The sequence below is a fragment of the Phormidesmis sp. 146-33 genome, assembly GCF_052939515.1.
Window position 1 is genome coordinate 128,887 of the sequence record NZ_JBJPHU010000001.1, and the last position, 16,236, is coordinate 145,122.

The following is a 16,236-nucleotide window of genomic DNA, read 5'->3' on the forward strand; positions in this document are numbered from 1 at the left end:
TGTGAGATGAGATAGGAACTTCGCGCCATTTTTCGCGCCATTTCTGGGTGTACTGCTCAAAGAACTGGATACTTAGATTCCAGACAAATGCGTCATCCCTCAACCGCTAAACTAAAAGCAGCACTATTGGAGCCTACCGCGATGGTTCGTCTCGATGCTACTCCCATCCAACCGCCTATCCAGGATACGTCTCAGCCTCTTTTGGAGGACACCACGCTTGAACTTCAGGCGGAGATGGATTGGCCCGACGATGTGACCTTTCCGCCCACCAACCTCTACAGCGATGAGCCGCCCTTGGAAACCGACTTTCACCGCCGCCAAATTGACCTGCTGATTCGACTATTAGAATTCTGGTGGGGCGATCGTTCCGACTTCTACATTTCTGGAAACTTGACGGTCTACTACAACGAGCAGCAGCTCAAAAAGCGAGACTTTCGTGGCCCCGATGTGTTTGTGGTGTTGGGAGCAGAGAAGCGCGATCGACGCAGTTGGGCAATTTGGGAAGAAGGCGGCAAGTATCCGAATGTGGTGATTGAGCTATTGTCGAGTTCGACGGCCACGGTCGATCGGGGCAAAAAGAAAGACTTGTATCAAGACGTGTGGCGGGTGCCAGAGTATTACTGGTTTCATCCCCAGACAATGGAATTTGCAGGATTTCAGTTATTAGGTGGGGTTTATGTCCCGATTGTACCGACCGAGAGCGGCAGACTGCCCAGTGAGCAATTGGGATTAGAGTTGGGCATTCACGACCAAAAGTTGCGCTGGTTCACCGCAGAAGGAGACTTGATTCCGCTGCCCGAAGAGGCAGAGCGCCAGCAGGCAGACCAGGAACGTCAACGAGCAACCAGGAACGTCAACGAGCAGACCAGGAACGTCAGGCGAAAGAGCGATTGGAGAACTATCTGCGATCGCAGGGCATCGACCCCAACCAACTACCAGAGTAAATGCTCAGAACTCAGTTTCCTAACTTAGAAGACTGCAAAAAAGACTGCAAAATCTAGTGAGAAGGACATCCGATAAAGTGTTTTAATATCACCTAGCCAATGAGACGAGAGACGATGGATACTGCTGTGGATTTACTGAGCGAACCTGCTGAAAACGATCGCTCGATCGTGATTCAGACGTTTGAGTTGAGCAAGGTCTATCGCACAGGGTTTTGGCTCAACCAGAAGATCGGATCGCTCAAGAAAGTGAGTCTGACAATCTATCAAGGCGAAACGTTTGGATTGCTCGGTCAAAATGGGGCTGGAAAAACCACGCTCTTAAAAACGCTGCTGGGGATTGTTAGACCGACATCGGGACGAGCCACCTTGCTGGGCGCACCTTTGGGCAATCGATCCGTCAAGCAACGAGTGGGCTATCTGCCCGAAAATCCTTATTTCTACGATTATTTGACGGGATGGGAGATTCTCAAATTTACGGCGGGACTGTTTGGAGTGCCGCGATCGATCCAAAAAAAACGCATTCCCGAACTGCTGGATCTGGTCGGACTCGCGCAATCTGCCGCCAAAAAAAAGCAACTCCGTCAATATTCCAAAGGAATGCTGCAACGAATTGGCATGGCGCAGGCGTTGATTAATGATCCTGAACTGGTGTTTTTGGATGAGCCAATGTCAGGACTCGATCCGCTCGGACGCTACCAAATTCGCGAAATTATTCTGTCGCTCAAGGCGCAGGGCAAAACGATTTTTTTTAACAGTCATGTGCTGTCGGATGTTGAGAAGGTGTGCGATCGCGTGGCGATTTTAGCTCAGGGTGAATTGATCTCGATCGGGTCGCTCCAAGATCTGTTGGGAACTGCTGATACTTACCAAGTCGTCGTCAAAGGCGGAAATCCCGATATTCTCAAGCAGCGATTGGCAAATCTAGAATTTCAAGAAGGCAACTGGGTGGGGCATTTGCGCGGCGAACCTCAAGATTTTATTGCTAGTTTACGACTAATGAAGGCGCAGTTAATTTCAATTCATTTAGCCCGTCCTTCGTTAGAGGAATACTTTGTGCAGCAGTTAAAAGAAAGAGGCATTCATTCAAGTAGTTAGACAATAAATTGAGACAATAATTAAATTAGGAAGTGGTAGTCCTGGATATCTACTTCTTTAATAAACTTTTCTATTGAATATGGAAATCATCACCAAAAGGTTTCTGTTACGTGACTTTTCTCTAGAAGATGAGCCTAACCTTCTCGCCTATCATGCTGATCCGCAGTATGCACAATTCTGTGCGCCTACAGAAGTAGAACCTGATTATACAAGAGCGTTACTTCGTCTGTTTATTCAGTGGTCAGAAGAACAACCTCGCCGTAATTATCAACTTGCGATCGCTTCTCTCAAAAATCGGCAGGAGTTAATTGGCTGCTGTGGTTTGCGTCAGGTGGGCGATGATGAGACAAAAGCAGAATTGGGCATTGAGTTAGCACCCCAATATTGGGGACGTTATCGTTATGCTATTGAAGTTGCCAGTCGTTTGATTGAGTTTGGTTTCTGTCATTTAGAGCTGCAAGAGATTGTAGGCTTTTCTATCGATGCCAATGTGCGAGTAACCCGCTTGGCACGTCGATATGGATTTGTAGCAGTCAAATCCCATCCAGGCGCAGATTGGATGCACGAGAAAGAATGGCACCAAATCGAGTGGCAACTTTTGCGGAAGCGATGGGAAGATCTGTCAGCCGAGGAAATGGCGTAGTTTGAATTGGAACTGGACTTCTCTCCTTTGAATGATGTGCGATCGCTCGTAATGAGCCTCCATCAAACTTGGACTCTTTCCAAAATCAAATTGGCATAGTCAGGTGTAAAATCTCCTCCATGTACGATGACACCTGCCGATTTCTTGCTGAACACTTTTCCACCGATTTTGCTAGTTGGCTGCTAGGAGAACCTATTGCGATGGCAGAATTGAAACCTTCTGAACTCTCCCTCGAACCCATTCGAGCAGATGCCATGATTCTGCTTCAGTCCGATCAATCCAGCCTCCACATCGAGTTTCAAACATTACCAAAGAAAAAAATTCCATTTCGGATGTTGGATTATCGCGTTCGCGGACATCGGCGCTATGACGACAAAACCATGCAGCAAGTGGTGATCTATCTAAAGTCCACCGCCTCAGAACTCGCCTATCAAACTAGCTTTACTCTAGAAAGCACCCGTCACGATTTTCAGGTAATTCGACTGTGGGAGCAACCCGTCTCACGGTTTCTTCAGTATCCTGGACTGCTTCCCTTTGCGGCACTAGGGCAGAGTGCTGATCCAGCAGAGATGTTGCGTCAGGCAACTCAAATTGTGGATCAGATTGAAGAACCTACGACTCAAGCAAATCTGATGGCAGCTTCAGCGATTCTAGCTGGGTTACGATTGGAGAAGGATGTAATTTATCGATTAGTGCGGAGGGATGTCATGCAAGAATCTGTGATTTACCGTTCGATTCAAGACGAAAAGATAAGGGAGATCGCTTGCAATCCTTTACGAGGAGGTGTAGATATCAGTCTCATTGCATCTTCAACAGGTTTATCAGTTGAGGAAGTCCGGCACCTTCAACAGCAAATTGGGCGTGAATCTCCTCAAAGCCAAGTTTGATCTGTGTGGCGATTAAGTCATCTCTAAGGAAGATTTTGAAATGAAACTCATGTACAGTACGATCGATGATTGCAAAGTAGCTGAAGACAGCTAATAGGCTTGCTTTCAATCTGGACTTCTCTCCTTTGAATGATGTGCGATCGCTCCCATTCCTTCTATTTCTTAACAAAGTAGGAATTCACAGGACGAAACACACCATGCTTGATTTACCTAATTTATTAGAGACTGCTAAAAGTGCTGGAAAGTTCAAAACGTTGGTTGCAGCCGTTGAAAAAACAGGATTTGCGCCTCTGCTAGAAAGCGATGAGTTTTTTACGGTGTTAGCGCCCGCGGACGAAGCGTTTGAGAAATTGCCAGAAGGAACTTTGGAATCACTTGATTTGCACACGCTTAAGCAAATTGTGGGCTATCACATCTTGTTTGGAGACGTGCGATCGGATGACCTGGTTCAAATCGAAGAAGCCGAAACGATGGAAGGATCAATTGTGGCGATCGAGCATGACGACAATGGTGTGACCGTCAACGACACAAAAGTTTTGCAAACCGATATTCTCAGCCACAACGGAACGATTCATGTGATTGATGGCGTGTTGATGCCTGCGATCATGTCGAGGAAGTAGGAAGTAGGAAGTAGGAAGTAGGGATGAATCGTTGATTGGTTGTGTTTCTGAAGGCTTCTGGAGTTGAGAGGTGATTTGATGACATCGTTCAGCAACCCGAAGATAACACGATGTATCGGAAGTAAATTTCTGAACAACTACAACCAAACCCTTTCATCCCTCATCCCTCACCCTTCATCCCTCCAAACTTGTTATCCTAAACTCTTGCAGCTATCACAAGGACTGGAGCATTGAATACGATCGCAACTCTCGGCACGCAGACCAAGCGTAATCTGGGAGGGATGTTTACGGCGGGGCTGCTGTTTTGGGCGAGTTTGGCGAGTTTGTTGCCTGTTTTGCCGCCTTATGTGAAGTCGATCGGAGCTTCTAGTCAACAGCTTGGACTGGTCATGGGAGCGTTTGCTGTCGGGTTGCTGGTGTTTCGGCCGATGTTGGGCAAGATGTCTGACACTCGTGGCCGTAAGGTTGTGCTGCTGATTGGGATTTCGGCGGCGGCGATCGCGCCCGTTTGCCATTTATTCACTCAGTCGCTCTTGTTGCTGATGGTGATTCGCGTCTTTCATGGCATCAGTATTGCAGCGTTTACGACGGCTTATAGTGCGCTGGTGGTGGATATCTCTCCGCCGCAAAATCGAGGTGAACTGATTGGCTACATGAGTTTGGTGAACCCGATCGGAATGGCGCTAGGCCCGGCAATGGGAGGGTATTTGCAGACTTGGCAGGGATTTGCGCCTGTGTTTTTGGTTTCTTCTGGTTTGGGTCTGATTAGTTTGATTTGTGCGGTTCAAATTGTCAGTCCTCCTTTGGCGGTGCGTTCTCAATTGGATGTTGGAGAAAAAGAAGCTTCGTTTTGGCAAGTGTTGCTGAGCGATCGCATTCGCATTCCTGCTCTTACGATGCTGCTAATCGGGTTAGCGTTTGGCACAATTGTCACTTTCATTCCTCTTTATATTGACGCGGCTGATGTTAATCTAAATTCGGGATTGTTTTATACGGCGGCAGCGGTGACGAGTTTTGTGGTGCGATTTGTCACGGGTCGAGCGTCCGATCGTTATGGGCGAGGCATTTTTATCACGATCGGGCTGTCTTGTTATGGAGTCGCAATGTTGTTGTTGTGGCTGGCTCAAGATCGCACTTCATTTTTGTTGGCTGGGGCACTCGAAGGCATGGGGGGCGGAACGTTTTTGCCGATTATGATTGCGCTGGTTGCCGATCGCTGTCAGCCTCACGAGCGGGGACGAATCTTTGGTCTGTTTATGGGCGGCTTTGATTTGGGGATTGCGTTGGCTGGGCCGATTTTGGGCATTGTGGCGGATCAGATGGGCTATCGCGGCTTGTTTGGAATGGGTACGATTTTGACGTTCGCGGCACTGATGGTTTTTACGACGATGTGTAGCAAAACGGTGGGGCAGTCGGTTCGATTTGCGATCGGGCAAGGCAAAGATGTATATGCAATTCCTCGATCAACCCTCACGGATTTGTAGGGCGATCTTCCAGGTCTCTGAATTTTCTAAACGCTTCGATTCGATCAAACTTTTTCGCTGCGGTGTTGAAGTCTTCTGCCCCCCAACCGCCCAATTCTGGCGGACTTTAAGACCAATTTGCGGTTCAAAGTCCCTCACTCGTGGAGGATTTAGGGGGCTTCCCAAGGACTCCCTAAAGTTGAATTGTCTTTTTGTTGTGCAATTCCTCCAAGTGTATAAGTGAACCAGCGCCCATGACAATATCGAACTTCATTAACGATCGTTGCACTTGATAGCCCGCTAACACGCGAATCACTTGATATTCAGTCGTCAAATCGCTCGTGCCATCCCATTTGAGATAAGCGAATTGATTTGAGGCAACTTCACTCAATTGTTCAACAAACTCTTCAATACAATTCCTGACATCTGAGAGAATGCCAGAGGGTACAAAAATCAAACGCTCTTGCAAATCCAAGGTAACGGTGACTTGATAGTGCCTAACTAATGAGCATTGCAACTCAAAGCTAAACGAAACCGAGTCAGGAAGGTGTCTCCTAACGGCCATGTTGTTTTATCCTCTCTATTTAGTTCAAAGAGGATAGGAACGCTGACGGCTCAAACGTTCCCCCATCGTATGAAGTGTATGCAGGATCTTGATTCCAACCTTTCAAGATCCCATCGCAAAGCAGACGTAGTACAATCATGAACGCCTCCGAAGTTAGTTCGTGTAACTTAGGTGGAAGTCCTCGGAGGTCTGATCGGCTAAATCAGATTTCCGGGGCGTGATCTCCACCTGCGGAACATCTTACACAGATTTTTGATTTTTTGGAATACCCCATTTTTTGGAGAAACGTTAATCAGGCATTTGGGAATCGACTCGTTCCTTGTACCTGCCGTTTTAGTCAAGACACAGAGCGCCTGGTTTTGAGTAGAGGCAGAAACTTGCTCCGAGACTGCCAGATGACTAAGAAAAGCTTCAATGTCTATAGTGTTTCAGACGAATGGCATCACGAACTTGGTCAAGCAGTTTTTTAGGGGCGCGGTTCCATAAAGGAGTCCCGGAGAAGTTAGATAGTATTAAAGTACTAAATACCACCGTGCCAACTACAAAGATTTCTTGAAGTTATCGAATTATTTCCTAGTCCAAAGATATTATGTTGAGGCAAGGGTAATTCTGCCTAACTTCCCAATTTGGGGTGTTATACAGAATCTTGTCTGTCCTAATCTCAGATTTGAGGAGTTATCCGAAAGTTTTTCAGCCTAATCGCCCCCTTGGGAGGGTTAGCCAGACAATTTTCAGCCTAATCACCCAAATCAGGGAGGTTAAATCGATCAGATCAGTCTAAACATAAGTTGGGCAGCCTGTCGCGAGGGGCGCAGAGAGACGGGTTTCTCTCGTTCCGCTGGTTGGTTTGAGAGTTTCGCGTTTTGTTGGCTGCGGTGTGGGTTGGTGCGTCGATCTCGTTCTTGCCAGAGTTCTTCGTCGTGTTGCGCGTAGCGTTTCTCGGTGAGTGCGAAGGTGCTCCCCAACAACTCGGTGCAGCGGACTGTTGAGGGTCTTCTCGTCTGCGTTTCGAGTCGATCGACAGCCGCTGACCTGTGCCGTTGGGCAGCCTCTCGCGGTGGGCGCAAAGCATCTCGGTTCTCTCGTCCTGTTTGTCGGTTCGAGGGTTTCGCGTCCTGTTGGCTTCGGTGCGGGTGGTTCGTCGATCGCGTTCTTACCAGAGTTCTTCGTCGTGTTGCGCGTAGCGTTTTTCGGTGAGTGCGAAGGTGCTCCCCAACAACTCGGTGCAGCGGACTGTTGAGAGTTTTCTCGTCTGCGTTTCGGGTCGATCTACAGCCGCTGACCTTTGCCGTTATGCCACTCAAGTAAATCAAAAGTCTTGGACACAAATACGGTCAATTTTCAAAAAATAGCTAGAGAATAATGACTAAAAAAATCTTAATCCTAGCTGCAAATCCTAAAAATACTTCTCCTTTGAGACTTGATCAAGAAATACGAGAGGTTGATGCTGGTTTACGCCGATCTAAAAATCGTTCCCACTTTTCTCTAGAAAAACGGTTAGCAACAAGAGTAGAGGATTTAAGACGTGCCCTTTTAGATGAAGAGCCGCATATTGTTCATTTTTGCGGTCATGGAATTGAAGAAGGAATTATTCTAGAAGATGATATTGGCTATACAAAATTGGTAAAATCAGAGCCATTGGCGAATCTCTTCAAGCTTTTCTCTGCGCAAACTGAATGTGTTCTTCTAAATGCTTGCTACTCGAAATATCAAGCTGAAGCAATCAATAAGCACATTAAGTATGTAATTGGCATGGCTAAGGAGATTGGCGATCACTCAGCCATACAATTCTCAATCGGATTTTATGATGCTATTGGTGCAGGGAGAAATATTGAGGATGCATTTAAATTTGGTATTAATGCAATTGAACTGAGCGGTATTCCAGAAGAGATGATTCCCGTTCTTAAAATTAGAGAAGATATTTTGCAAAACAGAGAGGAGTCTGTACGAGAATTACCAATTCCACCCCAAGTGGATTTAAAGTATCGCCGAGAACATATCCATTCAGACTATACTTCAGTCTCTTTTCCTGATTCTGCAAATAGAAAAAAGGATGATGACGATATTAGTTTAGCAGAATTAAAGTTTGCTCAATTGGATGCCTTATTGAGGGCTAATGCGTGGAGAGAAGCCAATACAGAAACTTGGCACAGGCTTTCACATAGTGCTGGTGTTAACTCAGTAGTATTTTTTGCCACCCCATCATTTTTAGAGGCAATAAATCCTGAGGATTTACAGATGATTGATCAACTATGGGAAAAGTATAGTGATGGTAAATTTGGCTTTGGAATCCAGAAAAAAATCTATTTAAAATGCTTGAAATTGGGAGGAAAAAATAATCAAGAAAAATGGGATTACTTTGGTACATGTGTTGGGTGGAAAATAGCAGGAAGCTGGCTTCGTGACGAATATTTGACTTTCGACATTTCGGCTCCTGATGGCCATCTACCTACTCTATCATCGGAGATCGGTTTATATTCTATGCCCTTTTTATCTTTTTGCTTAATGTGTATTATCCCTCTAATGTCTTTTGTTCTGACACCAAGCGGTTTGGCTTATAAGTTTCTTGTGCTCAGCATACCTGTTTTGCAAGCATTTATAATTTATTATTGGTTTAAAAATGGAGCAGTTGCAAAGTTTTATTGGATATCTATGCTGCAAAGAAAATTTACTCTAATGTAAGTTTTAAAATCAGGTTCACAAGCATAGACTAAATGCCATAACAAGCCCGTTGCACACCGACCGCATCAATTTGATTGGCGGAGTGCAAAAGGTTGCTAGCGGCGGGTGAACGGGAACGTTAGCTGGCTCCGTACAGAGATCTTGCACTCGTGGTTGAGAGCGATCGGTGAGTCTGAAAATACCCAGGAAGCGATAGGTTCTTCAACAAATATGAGCGAAATTGACCCCCTCTATGTAGCTAAAGACTATAGCAAATTCGTTCCTTTCACGGCACGGATGATGGCAGCCATGAGAGCACGTGAGACTAATCGAGAGGAGCGATTATTTAATGACCCTTTTGCCGCGAAATTAGCAGGAGAAGAAGCGTTTCAACGAGTTGATCTACAGCTCACTTCACAAGATCAAGCTTATGTTGCTGTTCGGACTCGGTTTTTTGATGACTTTCTCGCTGGCTCTCAAATTGGTCAAGTTGTCCTTTTGGCATCTGGGTTAGATACTCGAGCTTATCGCTTTTCCTGGACTCCAGAAGTTGAAGTATACGAACTTGACCATCCGGAAGTGTTGGCTTACAAAGCTGACTTGCTCAAAAATACGAACCCGTCCTGTAAACATCACATAATTGCTGCTGACCTCACCCAGCCTTGGGAAGAGAAGTTACTGTCAGCGGGATATTCTCCCACATCTCCATCAGTTTGGTTGATTGAAGGCTTACTCATGTATTTATCAGAAGCGCAAGCTCATCATCTACTCGAATCAGTCTCTAATCTATCAACTCATGGAAGTCAGCTTGGTGTTGATCTGATTAATGTTAAAAGTCTGGAGTATGGACCTTACAAAGGTTACTTTCAGTTTGGGACTGATATTCCAGAAAAGCTGCTATCCCATTATGGCTGGCAAGCCGAAGTTACGCAGCCTGGTGATGAAGGTGCAAACTTCGGGCGCTATGTTGAGCCGTCACCTCCTCGTGAAGTTCCCAACGTAATGAGAATTTTTTTAGTAAAGGCAAACAAGATTGACGTTGAGCCTAAAAAATAAGTTTGGAGGCGGAATCCAGCTAACCTTCGCTTGGAGCGGACTGAAGGAATCCGCTGGTGCTAGTTCGAGGTTATTTACAGCCGCTCAAGCGAACCGTTAGCCCCTAAGTTCTCTGTGGGAGCAACTAATGAATTATTTGTTGACGTTCGTAACAGAAGCAACCGTGGTGGAGGGAATCATCTATGCAGAAATTAGTCACGATTTATCTAGACCGAGAAGGCTATCGGATACCAGGGAAGCGTTCACCGGAACAAAGCCACGGTACTGTACAGGAACATTTAGAGGACTATCTTGCTGCTGGTTGGGAAATTAAATCAATCACAGGTGCAGGAGGTGGAGGTGCTGGTGATTCTGTCAATCCACATGGTTCTGGTTGGATTGCTGTCCTTCTAGAAAAACTTTAATTGTGCTTACTTGTAAGTTAAGAGAAAAAGTTTTGACTGATTTGGACAAAGTTACACTTGGTTGATTCAAGTCAATATTGGCGGGAGGAACTTGTCTAGTGTAGAAGTTTTGCACCCCGATGAAGTCTTGTCCGTTCGCCCATTAGCAGAAGCAGGTTAATTTTTACTCCAGTGGCAGGGTTTGTAAGTGTTGGTTACATTGGGCTAACAACTCTATTAAAGTGGACTGAATAGAAATCTTGGTTGCACTGAAAGACTGCTGACAGTCGCTCAACAGGAACGTTAGCTTATCCTCATAATTGTGCATATTGCTTTGACCTATAACTCAACAGCGATCGCTCAAGTCAAAATTAAGCCCAACTTAATGATTATGGATAGTCAAAATTTAGAAAATAAAATTAATCAAATCACGAATGATTACGTGAGCAAAAGAGAAAAGGTTGCTTTAACAATTGGAGTAATTCAGCAAGGGCATCATTATACAAAAGGATTGGGTCAAGTTAGTGATCACAGTTGTTCCCTTCCTGATGATCAAACAATTTACGAAATCGGTTCCGTCACCAAGGTTTTTACAGGGACAGTTCTCGCTGCATTGGTGCATGGGGGAACGGTTGCTTTAGACGATCTCATTCAGCTTTATCTTCCCCAAGAGGTCGTTAGCCAGTTGCCTACTTCTGTTCAATCCATTACATTGCGCCAGTTAGCAACTCATACCTCTGGACTACCCAAACTACCCGACAGTTTCCTGACCAATATAAAAGATCCAACCAATCCTTATCTCGGCTACGCAGCGTCGGAGATGTATGCAGCATTGGTCGGTTTGACGTTGCTCAGTGAACCCGGTCAACGCTATGAATACTCCAACTTTGGCATGGGCTTATTAGGACATTTATTGAGTCTAAAAACATCTCAACCTTACGAGGATTTGGTGAAAGGAATTATTTGTCAACCGCTTGGCATGACTAATACGACAATTCATCTCACATTAGAACAGCAGTCACGCTTTACACCAGGTCATTCCCCCGATGGAACGCTAACCTCAAACTGGGGTTTTGATGTGATGGCTCCTGCGGGAGCATTTCGTTCAACCGCCGAAGATTTGGTGATGTTCTTGCAAGCTCATCTTTGTGAGTCCGATCCTCAAAGAGCAGCTATCTTAGCGCGATCGCAAGCACGCTACTTTGAAATGGGTGATACTCTTAGCATCGGTCTGGCTTGGCATATCTCAACTCTACCCAATGGGCAAGTGGTACATTGGCATAATGGTGGTACAGGCGGTTACGTTAGCTTCATTGGTTTTGACAGAGCAAAGCAAACCGGAATCGTGATTCTCTCAAACTATGGGGATGCCTTTGCAAATGATAGTTCCGTCGATGAAATGGCAATTAGAATATTAATAGAACTATCTTCGCCGTAGCGCCAGCTAATAACGCCAATGCATACTGACCGCTTAAAGGCGATCCGTCTGTAACAGGTTATTTGGAGATTGGAGTTTACACACTCAACTTATGGAAAATAGGCGATCGCACTTCTCCATCAATTAAGAAAAGCTGTAACGCAATTATGCATCTCATCAAATGGATTAACGATGTTCCCCATAAGCGTTATTTGAATGTTCAGATCCGCGTACATTCCTGAATAAAAAGAGACTCCAGGGTCGCCACCCAACATGTGATAAGACAACGCATCTTCTTGCTTCGCTATCCATAGGCCATATCCGTAGTAAATATTCGCTCCATTGCTCCATTGCTCTCCGGTTAGAATGTGCGGAGTTAGCATTTGCTTGAGTATCGTTTCAGATAAAAGTTGATGGGTCATCAACACCTGCCAAAATTTCTCCATGTCTCCAACCGTTGTGAAGGCTCCACCATCTGAGCCACCGATAACAGGCAGAGCATAGATATTAGTTCGCCATTCTTGATCAGACTTTTGGATATAACCATAGGCAGTGCAGGGTGGCAGACAATCCATTGAGAAAAACCCGCTATCCGTCATATTACAAATTGCAAATATATTAGCTTCGACGTACTCCTGAAAACTCAATTTGCTAACCTGCTCAACGATTAACCCTAATAGGATATATCCCGCATTATTGTAAGAGAATCTTTCTCCTGGGGCAAATACCATCGCCTGATCTTGAAACATTGGCAAAAAGTCTTTCAAAGTACAAATGCTGTACATCGATCGCTCTTTCCACAGATCCTCATAGTCGTCCATCACTGCCTCATCAAAGTAGTCTGGAATACCTGAGCTATGGGTTAGCAAATGATGAACTGAAATCGCTGGATCGAAGGTGGGAAAGGGAATATTCAAACAATCTTTGAGAAGGGTATCAAATGTGAGTAGATTTTTCTCGACCAGTTGGCATATTGCTGCACTGGTGAATGTTTTGGTGCCAGAGGCTGTGGCAAACCGGGTATTAAGGGTGTTGGGTATCGCTTCAGCGCGATTTGCGAAACCATAACTTTTAGAAAAAACAATTTTGCTTTTCTCTTTGACCCAAATTACACCAGAGAACGGTGATTTTTCATGCTGTTTGGCGATCGCGCGCTCAAGTTCTACGATGTGAATTACCATAAGGACGAGCCTCATCGGTAGAGTTTTTTCTCTATTGCTTTCTCTATTGATTGTAGTCCTTGAATAGCAGATCTTGTAGATTAGATTGAAGCAAGCTACATGCTTTCTGTGGAATGGTATAACATTCAGATTGAAGCGGCTTAGGTGGGCACTGTTATGATTGGAGCCTTGAATTAGAGCGGGGATTGTTGAGATCCAGCCTAACAACACCCAGACACATCGACTGTCGAGAGTTGACTGTTACGATGCAGAGGTGATGTGCAGCGGGTGATGGGCATCGTTAGGTCACTTCATCTCTAGGTTGAGACGGTGCCTGGGAGTGAACGACTAGTCACTTAGTGCTACGTCGGATTTGTTGAGAGCAATCATAAAGCAAGCCATCGGAATTATGTCGCATTTGCTTTGCACCGAACGGTTAAGTTTGCGCTCCTGTCAGATGAGCGACTTAGATGCTGTACACCAGTTATGGACTGAGGCTGATGTCCGACGGTTTCTCTTCGACGATCGACAAGTCTCTACTGAGGAAGCAAAATCGTTTATCGAAACAAGTGTGATGAGCTTTGCGAGTCATGGTTATGGGATTTGGCTCTTTTTTGAGCATCAAAGCGATCGGGTAGCGGGGTTTTCAGGTCTGCTTCATTCATTACAAGGATCACCAAGTCTAATCTTCGGCACACGACCTCAACTCTGGGGACGGGGTTATGCCAAGGAAGCTACAGGTTCTATACTTCGCTACACGTTTGATGTGCTGAGATTGGAGAAAGTAGAGGCAGATGTTGATGAGCCTAACAAAGCGTCGATTCGAGTGCTTGAGGCGTTGGGGATGACCCGAACTCAGAGAGCGATCGTGAATGAACGTCCATTGCTTTACTATGAAATTCAAACTTGGAGAAGAGAAGAAAGTGCGAACCTACCAGCAACCTAACGATCGCGCTGCACTGGAGAACGTTCGGAATTGGTTGATTGAGTTTCAAAGGCTATTTGCGTCGGGTGATTGGGAACGTTAGTTGGCTTCAGTTGCAGGTAGTGACATGTTAAACATTGCTTGTTGGTTATGAGTTAAGTGGCGTTGAGGATAGGGGTAGTGAGTGCAAATGAAGAAGGCCAAGTAATTTCAAGAAGTTGTGAATCATCTTTAGATACTGCTTGTTATCTGCATGAATCTGCTTATCAAATTGTGTGGTACCGCTCCGAGTTATGGAAAATTTTGACTTTGCTGTGGGCTGCATTTGCAGGGGTTTTGCTTGCAGCTTGACAAGCCCCGTTCGTGATCAAGAGTTAAGCAGGGTTTAGTCGCTGTCTTCTCACTTGGAAGCTTCACAATTTGGCTTTATGATCGACATCTAATACCAAATCAACGGTTACTTGCTACAGATCCTCGCCACCCAAATCCCCCAATTCTAGGGGACTTTGACTAAGTTTGACTGATTGATTGGTTGCAGCTTATTTTCAACTTGGTATAAAAACAATTTTTCCAGCGATCGAGTATTCCAATCAGCTTACTCAGAAACGTGAAAGCGAACTTTGTAGAATACCAGAGCTAGAGCTTACGATCGCTTCTCAATCCCTTCAAATGGCTCAGTGCCAAGCGGACTGGGAACCCAACCTGTGATCGTTTTGCGCTGAACTAATAAAGGTTTTGAATGGACGATCGGTAACCTCAAAACTTCTCGATGCAGAATGCGATCGACTTCGGCGTAGATTTTGGAGCGTCCAGCCTGGTCAGATAGCGCTCTTCCTTGATCGAGCAGTTGTTGAAGGCGATCGTTTTTCCAGTTGCCCAGATCTTTTGTGCTGCCTGCGCCAAACAGCGGATAGTAGAAGGTGTCTGGGTCGCCGTAGTCGCCCGTCCAGCCCAGCATAAAGGATTGAAATCCTGGTGGCTTGAGGCGATCGGCAAGGTAAGCAGCCCAATCTTTGGTCTTGAGCGAGACGCGAATGCCCACAGCGCTGAGATCTGCGGAAAAAGCTTCGGCGATCGGCTTGGGAGTCGGAAAGTAGGGACGCGAAACGGGCATATACCAAAGCTCTAAGTCAAAACCGTTGGGAAAGCCCGCCTGAGTCAACAATTCCTTCGCTTTTTGGGGACTAAACTCGTAAGGTTTGAGATCAGGTGCCTGTGCCCAGGACAGTGTGGAGGGAATAAAATTGGGACTATTTTCGGCAAGGTCGCCCCAAAACGCTTTGACGATCGCCTGTTGGTTAATCGCATGAGCGATCGCCTGCCGAACTCGCACATCAGACAAAGGTTTATGGCTAGGATTTAACGCCAAATATCCCACATTAAACGAAGGGCGCGACGTGGCGGTGATGTTGGAATCGCGATCGACTTCTGCCTTTTGATCGGGTGCCAGATCGACGGTGAAATCAAGCTGTCCGGCGCGTAGCTGGGCCAATCGTGCGGCCGGATCGGTGACAAATCGCATTACCAATTGATTGCTTTTGGGCAGATCTGGCTTCCAGTAATTGGGATTTTTTTCGAGAACAATGCGATCGCCCGATCGCCATTCCTTAAACACAAAGGCTCCGGTGCCCACTGCTCCACCCGCAGGCGTTCCATAATTTGCAGCCACTTTCTTGATTGCAGTTGGACTAGCAATGCCAAAAAACCCAGAGGCGATCGCGCTCGGAAAGGCCGCAAACGGTTGCTTTAACCCAAACTGAATCGTGGATTTGTCGGGCACCGTAATAGATTGCAACAAAGATGCCGACTCGCCTTTTGAGCCACCAAAGGTTTGATCCCAAATCTCATAGGTTTTGCCTGCATTGCGATAGCCAAATGGATCGTTTTTGTCCCACCAGCGATCGACGTTAAATTTAACCGCACTTGCATCAAACTCAGTGCCATCATGAAACTTAACGCCCGATCTCAGCTTGAATGTCCAGGTTTTGCCATCCGCTGAAACTGTCCAGGAGGTGGCTAGACTTGGCTCCAGATCAGTACTTCCGGGTTTGAACCCGATCAGACGGTTATAAATTTGATTTTGCACAACCACCGAATTGCCGTCCGTGATGTTGCCTGATTCTAAATTGACAGGCTGACCCACCGAACCATAGACCAACACGCCAGCTTGAATTGGGGAGCCAGTTTTAGCGGTCGTCAAACTGTTTTGATTAGACGCATTGCTGCAATTAGAGAGCGTAAACGCGATCGCAAACAACGCCGCCAAAAATCCAATTCTCCAAGTATTTCGTTTTTGTGCAAAAATTCGTTTTACAGAGTGTTGCTTCTCCATGGCCTCTCGTCCTTCAAAACTCATGAAAATAGTATGTCGGTAAACGTTGACTTTGAGTGGCGGACTCTGTAAGTAGCTTGAAGAG

The 16,236-nt window shown here is 45.8% G+C and carries 17 protein-coding genes; 13 read left to right on the forward strand and 4 right to left on the reverse strand.

Annotated elements, in window-relative coordinates:
• Positions 1-87: 87 nt before the first annotated feature.
• From ACJ2PR_RS00575 to ACJ2PR_RS00600, 6 genes are all read left to right on the forward strand, one after another.
• The gene (locus ACJ2PR_RS00575) at positions 88-972 is read left to right on the forward strand and encodes a Uma2 family endonuclease (RefSeq protein WP_446875536.1); all 885 of its coding nucleotides are present in this window, start codon (positions 88-90) and stop codon (positions 970-972) included.
• Positions 973-1,058: 86 nt separating this feature from the next.
• On the forward strand, positions 1,059-2,039 hold the full coding sequence (locus ACJ2PR_RS00580) for an ABC transporter ATP-binding protein (protein WP_446875537.1): 981 nt from the start codon (positions 1,059-1,061) through the stop codon (positions 2,037-2,039).
• 79 nt (positions 2,040-2,118) lie between these two features.
• Entirely contained in the window at positions 2,119-2,682 is a 564-nt protein-coding gene (locus ACJ2PR_RS00585) for a GNAT family N-acetyltransferase (protein ID WP_446875538.1), read from the forward strand.
• A 119-nt stretch (positions 2,683-2,801) separates the two neighbouring features.
• Positions 2,802-3,569, forward strand: coding sequence for an Rpn family recombination-promoting nuclease/putative transposase (locus ACJ2PR_RS00590; protein ID WP_446875539.1), 768 nt, complete (start codon positions 2,802-2,804; stop codon positions 3,567-3,569).
• 197 nt (positions 3,570-3,766) lie between these two features.
• On the forward strand, positions 3,767-4,189 hold the full coding sequence (locus ACJ2PR_RS00595) for a fasciclin domain-containing protein (protein WP_446866234.1): 423 nt from the start codon (positions 3,767-3,769) through the stop codon (positions 4,187-4,189).
• A gap of 230 nt (positions 4,190-4,419) precedes the next feature.
• Positions 4,420-5,673 carry an MFS transporter gene (locus ACJ2PR_RS00600; RefSeq protein WP_446875540.1) on the forward strand — a complete coding sequence of 418 codons (1,254 nt, stop codon included), beginning with the start codon at positions 4,420-4,422 and terminating at the stop codon, positions 5,671-5,673.
• Between the two features lie 172 nt (positions 5,674-5,845).
• Here ACJ2PR_RS00600 and ACJ2PR_RS00605 read toward each other — a convergent pair whose 3' ends face one another.
• Both ACJ2PR_RS00605 and ACJ2PR_RS00610 read right to left on the reverse strand, forming a co-directional pair.
• On the reverse strand, positions 5,846-6,217 hold the full coding sequence (locus tag ACJ2PR_RS00605; protein ID WP_446875541.1) for a hypothetical protein: 372 nt from the start codon (positions 6,215-6,217) through the stop codon (positions 5,846-5,848).
• A 197-nt stretch (positions 6,218-6,414) separates the two neighbouring features.
• On the reverse strand, positions 6,415-6,639 hold the full coding sequence (locus tag ACJ2PR_RS00610) for a phage integrase N-terminal SAM-like domain-containing protein (RefSeq protein WP_446875617.1): 225 nt from the start codon (positions 6,637-6,639) through the stop codon (positions 6,415-6,417).
• 563 nt (positions 6,640-7,202) lie between these two features.
• On the opposite strand from ACJ2PR_RS00610, the gene ACJ2PR_RS00615 reads away from it, so the two are divergent.
• The 5 genes from ACJ2PR_RS00615 to ACJ2PR_RS00635 all read left to right on the forward strand — a co-directional run bounded on the left by ACJ2PR_RS00615 (position 7,203) and on the right by ACJ2PR_RS00635 (position 11,755).
• On the forward strand, positions 7,203-7,457 hold the full coding sequence (locus ACJ2PR_RS00615; RefSeq protein ID WP_446875542.1) for a hypothetical protein: 255 nt from the start codon (positions 7,203-7,205) through the stop codon (positions 7,455-7,457).
• Positions 7,458-7,579: 122 nt separating this feature from the next.
• Positions 7,580-8,899: a GUN4 domain-containing protein gene (locus tag ACJ2PR_RS00620; protein ID WP_446875543.1), complete on the forward strand. Its 1,320-nt coding sequence runs from the start codon at positions 7,580-7,582 to the stop codon at positions 8,897-8,899.
• 210 nt (positions 8,900-9,109) lie between these two features.
• The gene (locus tag ACJ2PR_RS00625; RefSeq protein WP_446875544.1) at positions 9,110-9,934 is read left to right on the forward strand and encodes a class I SAM-dependent methyltransferase; all 825 of its coding nucleotides are present in this window, start codon (positions 9,110-9,112) and stop codon (positions 9,932-9,934) included.
• A 182-nt stretch (positions 9,935-10,116) separates the two neighbouring features.
• Positions 10,117-10,338, forward strand: a complete 222-nt coding sequence (locus tag ACJ2PR_RS00630; protein ID WP_446862325.1) for a hypothetical protein — start codon at positions 10,117-10,119, stop codon at positions 10,336-10,338.
• Positions 10,339-10,651: 313 nt separating this feature from the next.
• The gene (locus ACJ2PR_RS00635; protein ID WP_446875545.1) at positions 10,652-11,755 is read left to right on the forward strand and encodes a serine hydrolase domain-containing protein; all 1,104 of its coding nucleotides are present in this window, start codon (positions 10,652-10,654) and stop codon (positions 11,753-11,755) included.
• A 119-nt stretch (positions 11,756-11,874) separates the two neighbouring features.
• On the opposite strand, the gene ACJ2PR_RS00640 is transcribed toward ACJ2PR_RS00635, so the two are convergent.
• A complete protein-coding gene (locus tag ACJ2PR_RS00640; protein WP_446875546.1) occupies positions 11,875-12,915 on the reverse strand; it encodes a serine hydrolase domain-containing protein in 1,041 nt (346 codons plus the stop codon).
• A 388-nt stretch (positions 12,916-13,303) separates the two neighbouring features.
• Between ACJ2PR_RS00640 and ACJ2PR_RS00645 the strand changes: the two genes are divergently transcribed.
• Positions 13,304-13,840, forward strand: coding sequence for a GNAT family N-acetyltransferase (locus tag ACJ2PR_RS00645; RefSeq protein ID WP_446866242.1), 537 nt, complete (start codon positions 13,304-13,306; stop codon positions 13,838-13,840).
• A gap of 159 nt (positions 13,841-13,999) precedes the next feature.
• Positions 14,000-14,170, forward strand: a complete 171-nt coding sequence (locus ACJ2PR_RS00650; protein ID WP_446875547.1) for a hypothetical protein — start codon at positions 14,000-14,002, stop codon at positions 14,168-14,170.
• A gap of 292 nt (positions 14,171-14,462) precedes the next feature.
• Here the strand turns inward: ACJ2PR_RS00650 and ACJ2PR_RS00655 are convergent, their stop codons facing one another.
• Positions 14,463-16,151: an ABC transporter substrate-binding protein gene (locus ACJ2PR_RS00655; RefSeq protein WP_446875548.1), complete on the reverse strand. Its 1,689-nt coding sequence runs from the start codon at positions 16,149-16,151 to the stop codon at positions 14,463-14,465.
• Between the last annotated feature and the right edge of the window lie 85 nt (positions 16,152-16,236).

Coding starts and splice junctions, on each gene's coding strand:
- ACJ2PR_RS00575 (WP_446875536.1), top strand. CDS start 88: ATGCGTCATCCCTCAACCGCTAAACTAAAAGCAGCACTATTGGAGCCT.
- ACJ2PR_RS00580 (WP_446875537.1), top strand. CDS start 1,059: ATGGATACTGCTGTGGATTTACTGAGCGAACCTGCTGAAAACGATCGC.
- ACJ2PR_RS00585 (WP_446875538.1), top strand. CDS start 2,119: ATGGAAATCATCACCAAAAGGTTTCTGTTACGTGACTTTTCTCTAGAA.
- ACJ2PR_RS00590 (WP_446875539.1), top strand. CDS start 2,802: ATGTACGATGACACCTGCCGATTTCTTGCTGAACACTTTTCCACCGAT.
- ACJ2PR_RS00595 (WP_446866234.1), top strand. CDS start 3,767: ATGCTTGATTTACCTAATTTATTAGAGACTGCTAAAAGTGCTGGAAAG.
- ACJ2PR_RS00605 (WP_446875541.1), bottom strand. CDS start 6,217: ATGGCCGTTAGGAGACACCTTCCTGACTCGGTTTCGTTTAGCTTTGAG.
- ACJ2PR_RS00620 (WP_446875543.1), top strand. CDS start 7,580: ATGACTAAAAAAATCTTAATCCTAGCTGCAAATCCTAAAAATACTTCT.
- ACJ2PR_RS00625 (WP_446875544.1), top strand. CDS start 9,110: ATGAGCGAAATTGACCCCCTCTATGTAGCTAAAGACTATAGCAAATTC.
- ACJ2PR_RS00630 (WP_446862325.1), top strand. CDS start 10,117: ATGCAGAAATTAGTCACGATTTATCTAGACCGAGAAGGCTATCGGATA.
- ACJ2PR_RS00640 (WP_446875546.1), bottom strand. CDS start 12,915: ATGGTAATTCACATCGTAGAACTTGAGCGCGCGATCGCCAAACAGCAT.
- ACJ2PR_RS00645 (WP_446866242.1), top strand. CDS start 13,304: ATGTCGCATTTGCTTTGCACCGAACGGTTAAGTTTGCGCTCCTGTCAG.
- ACJ2PR_RS00655 (WP_446875548.1), bottom strand. CDS start 16,151: ATGGAGAAGCAACACTCTGTAAAACGAATTTTTGCACAAAAACGAAAT.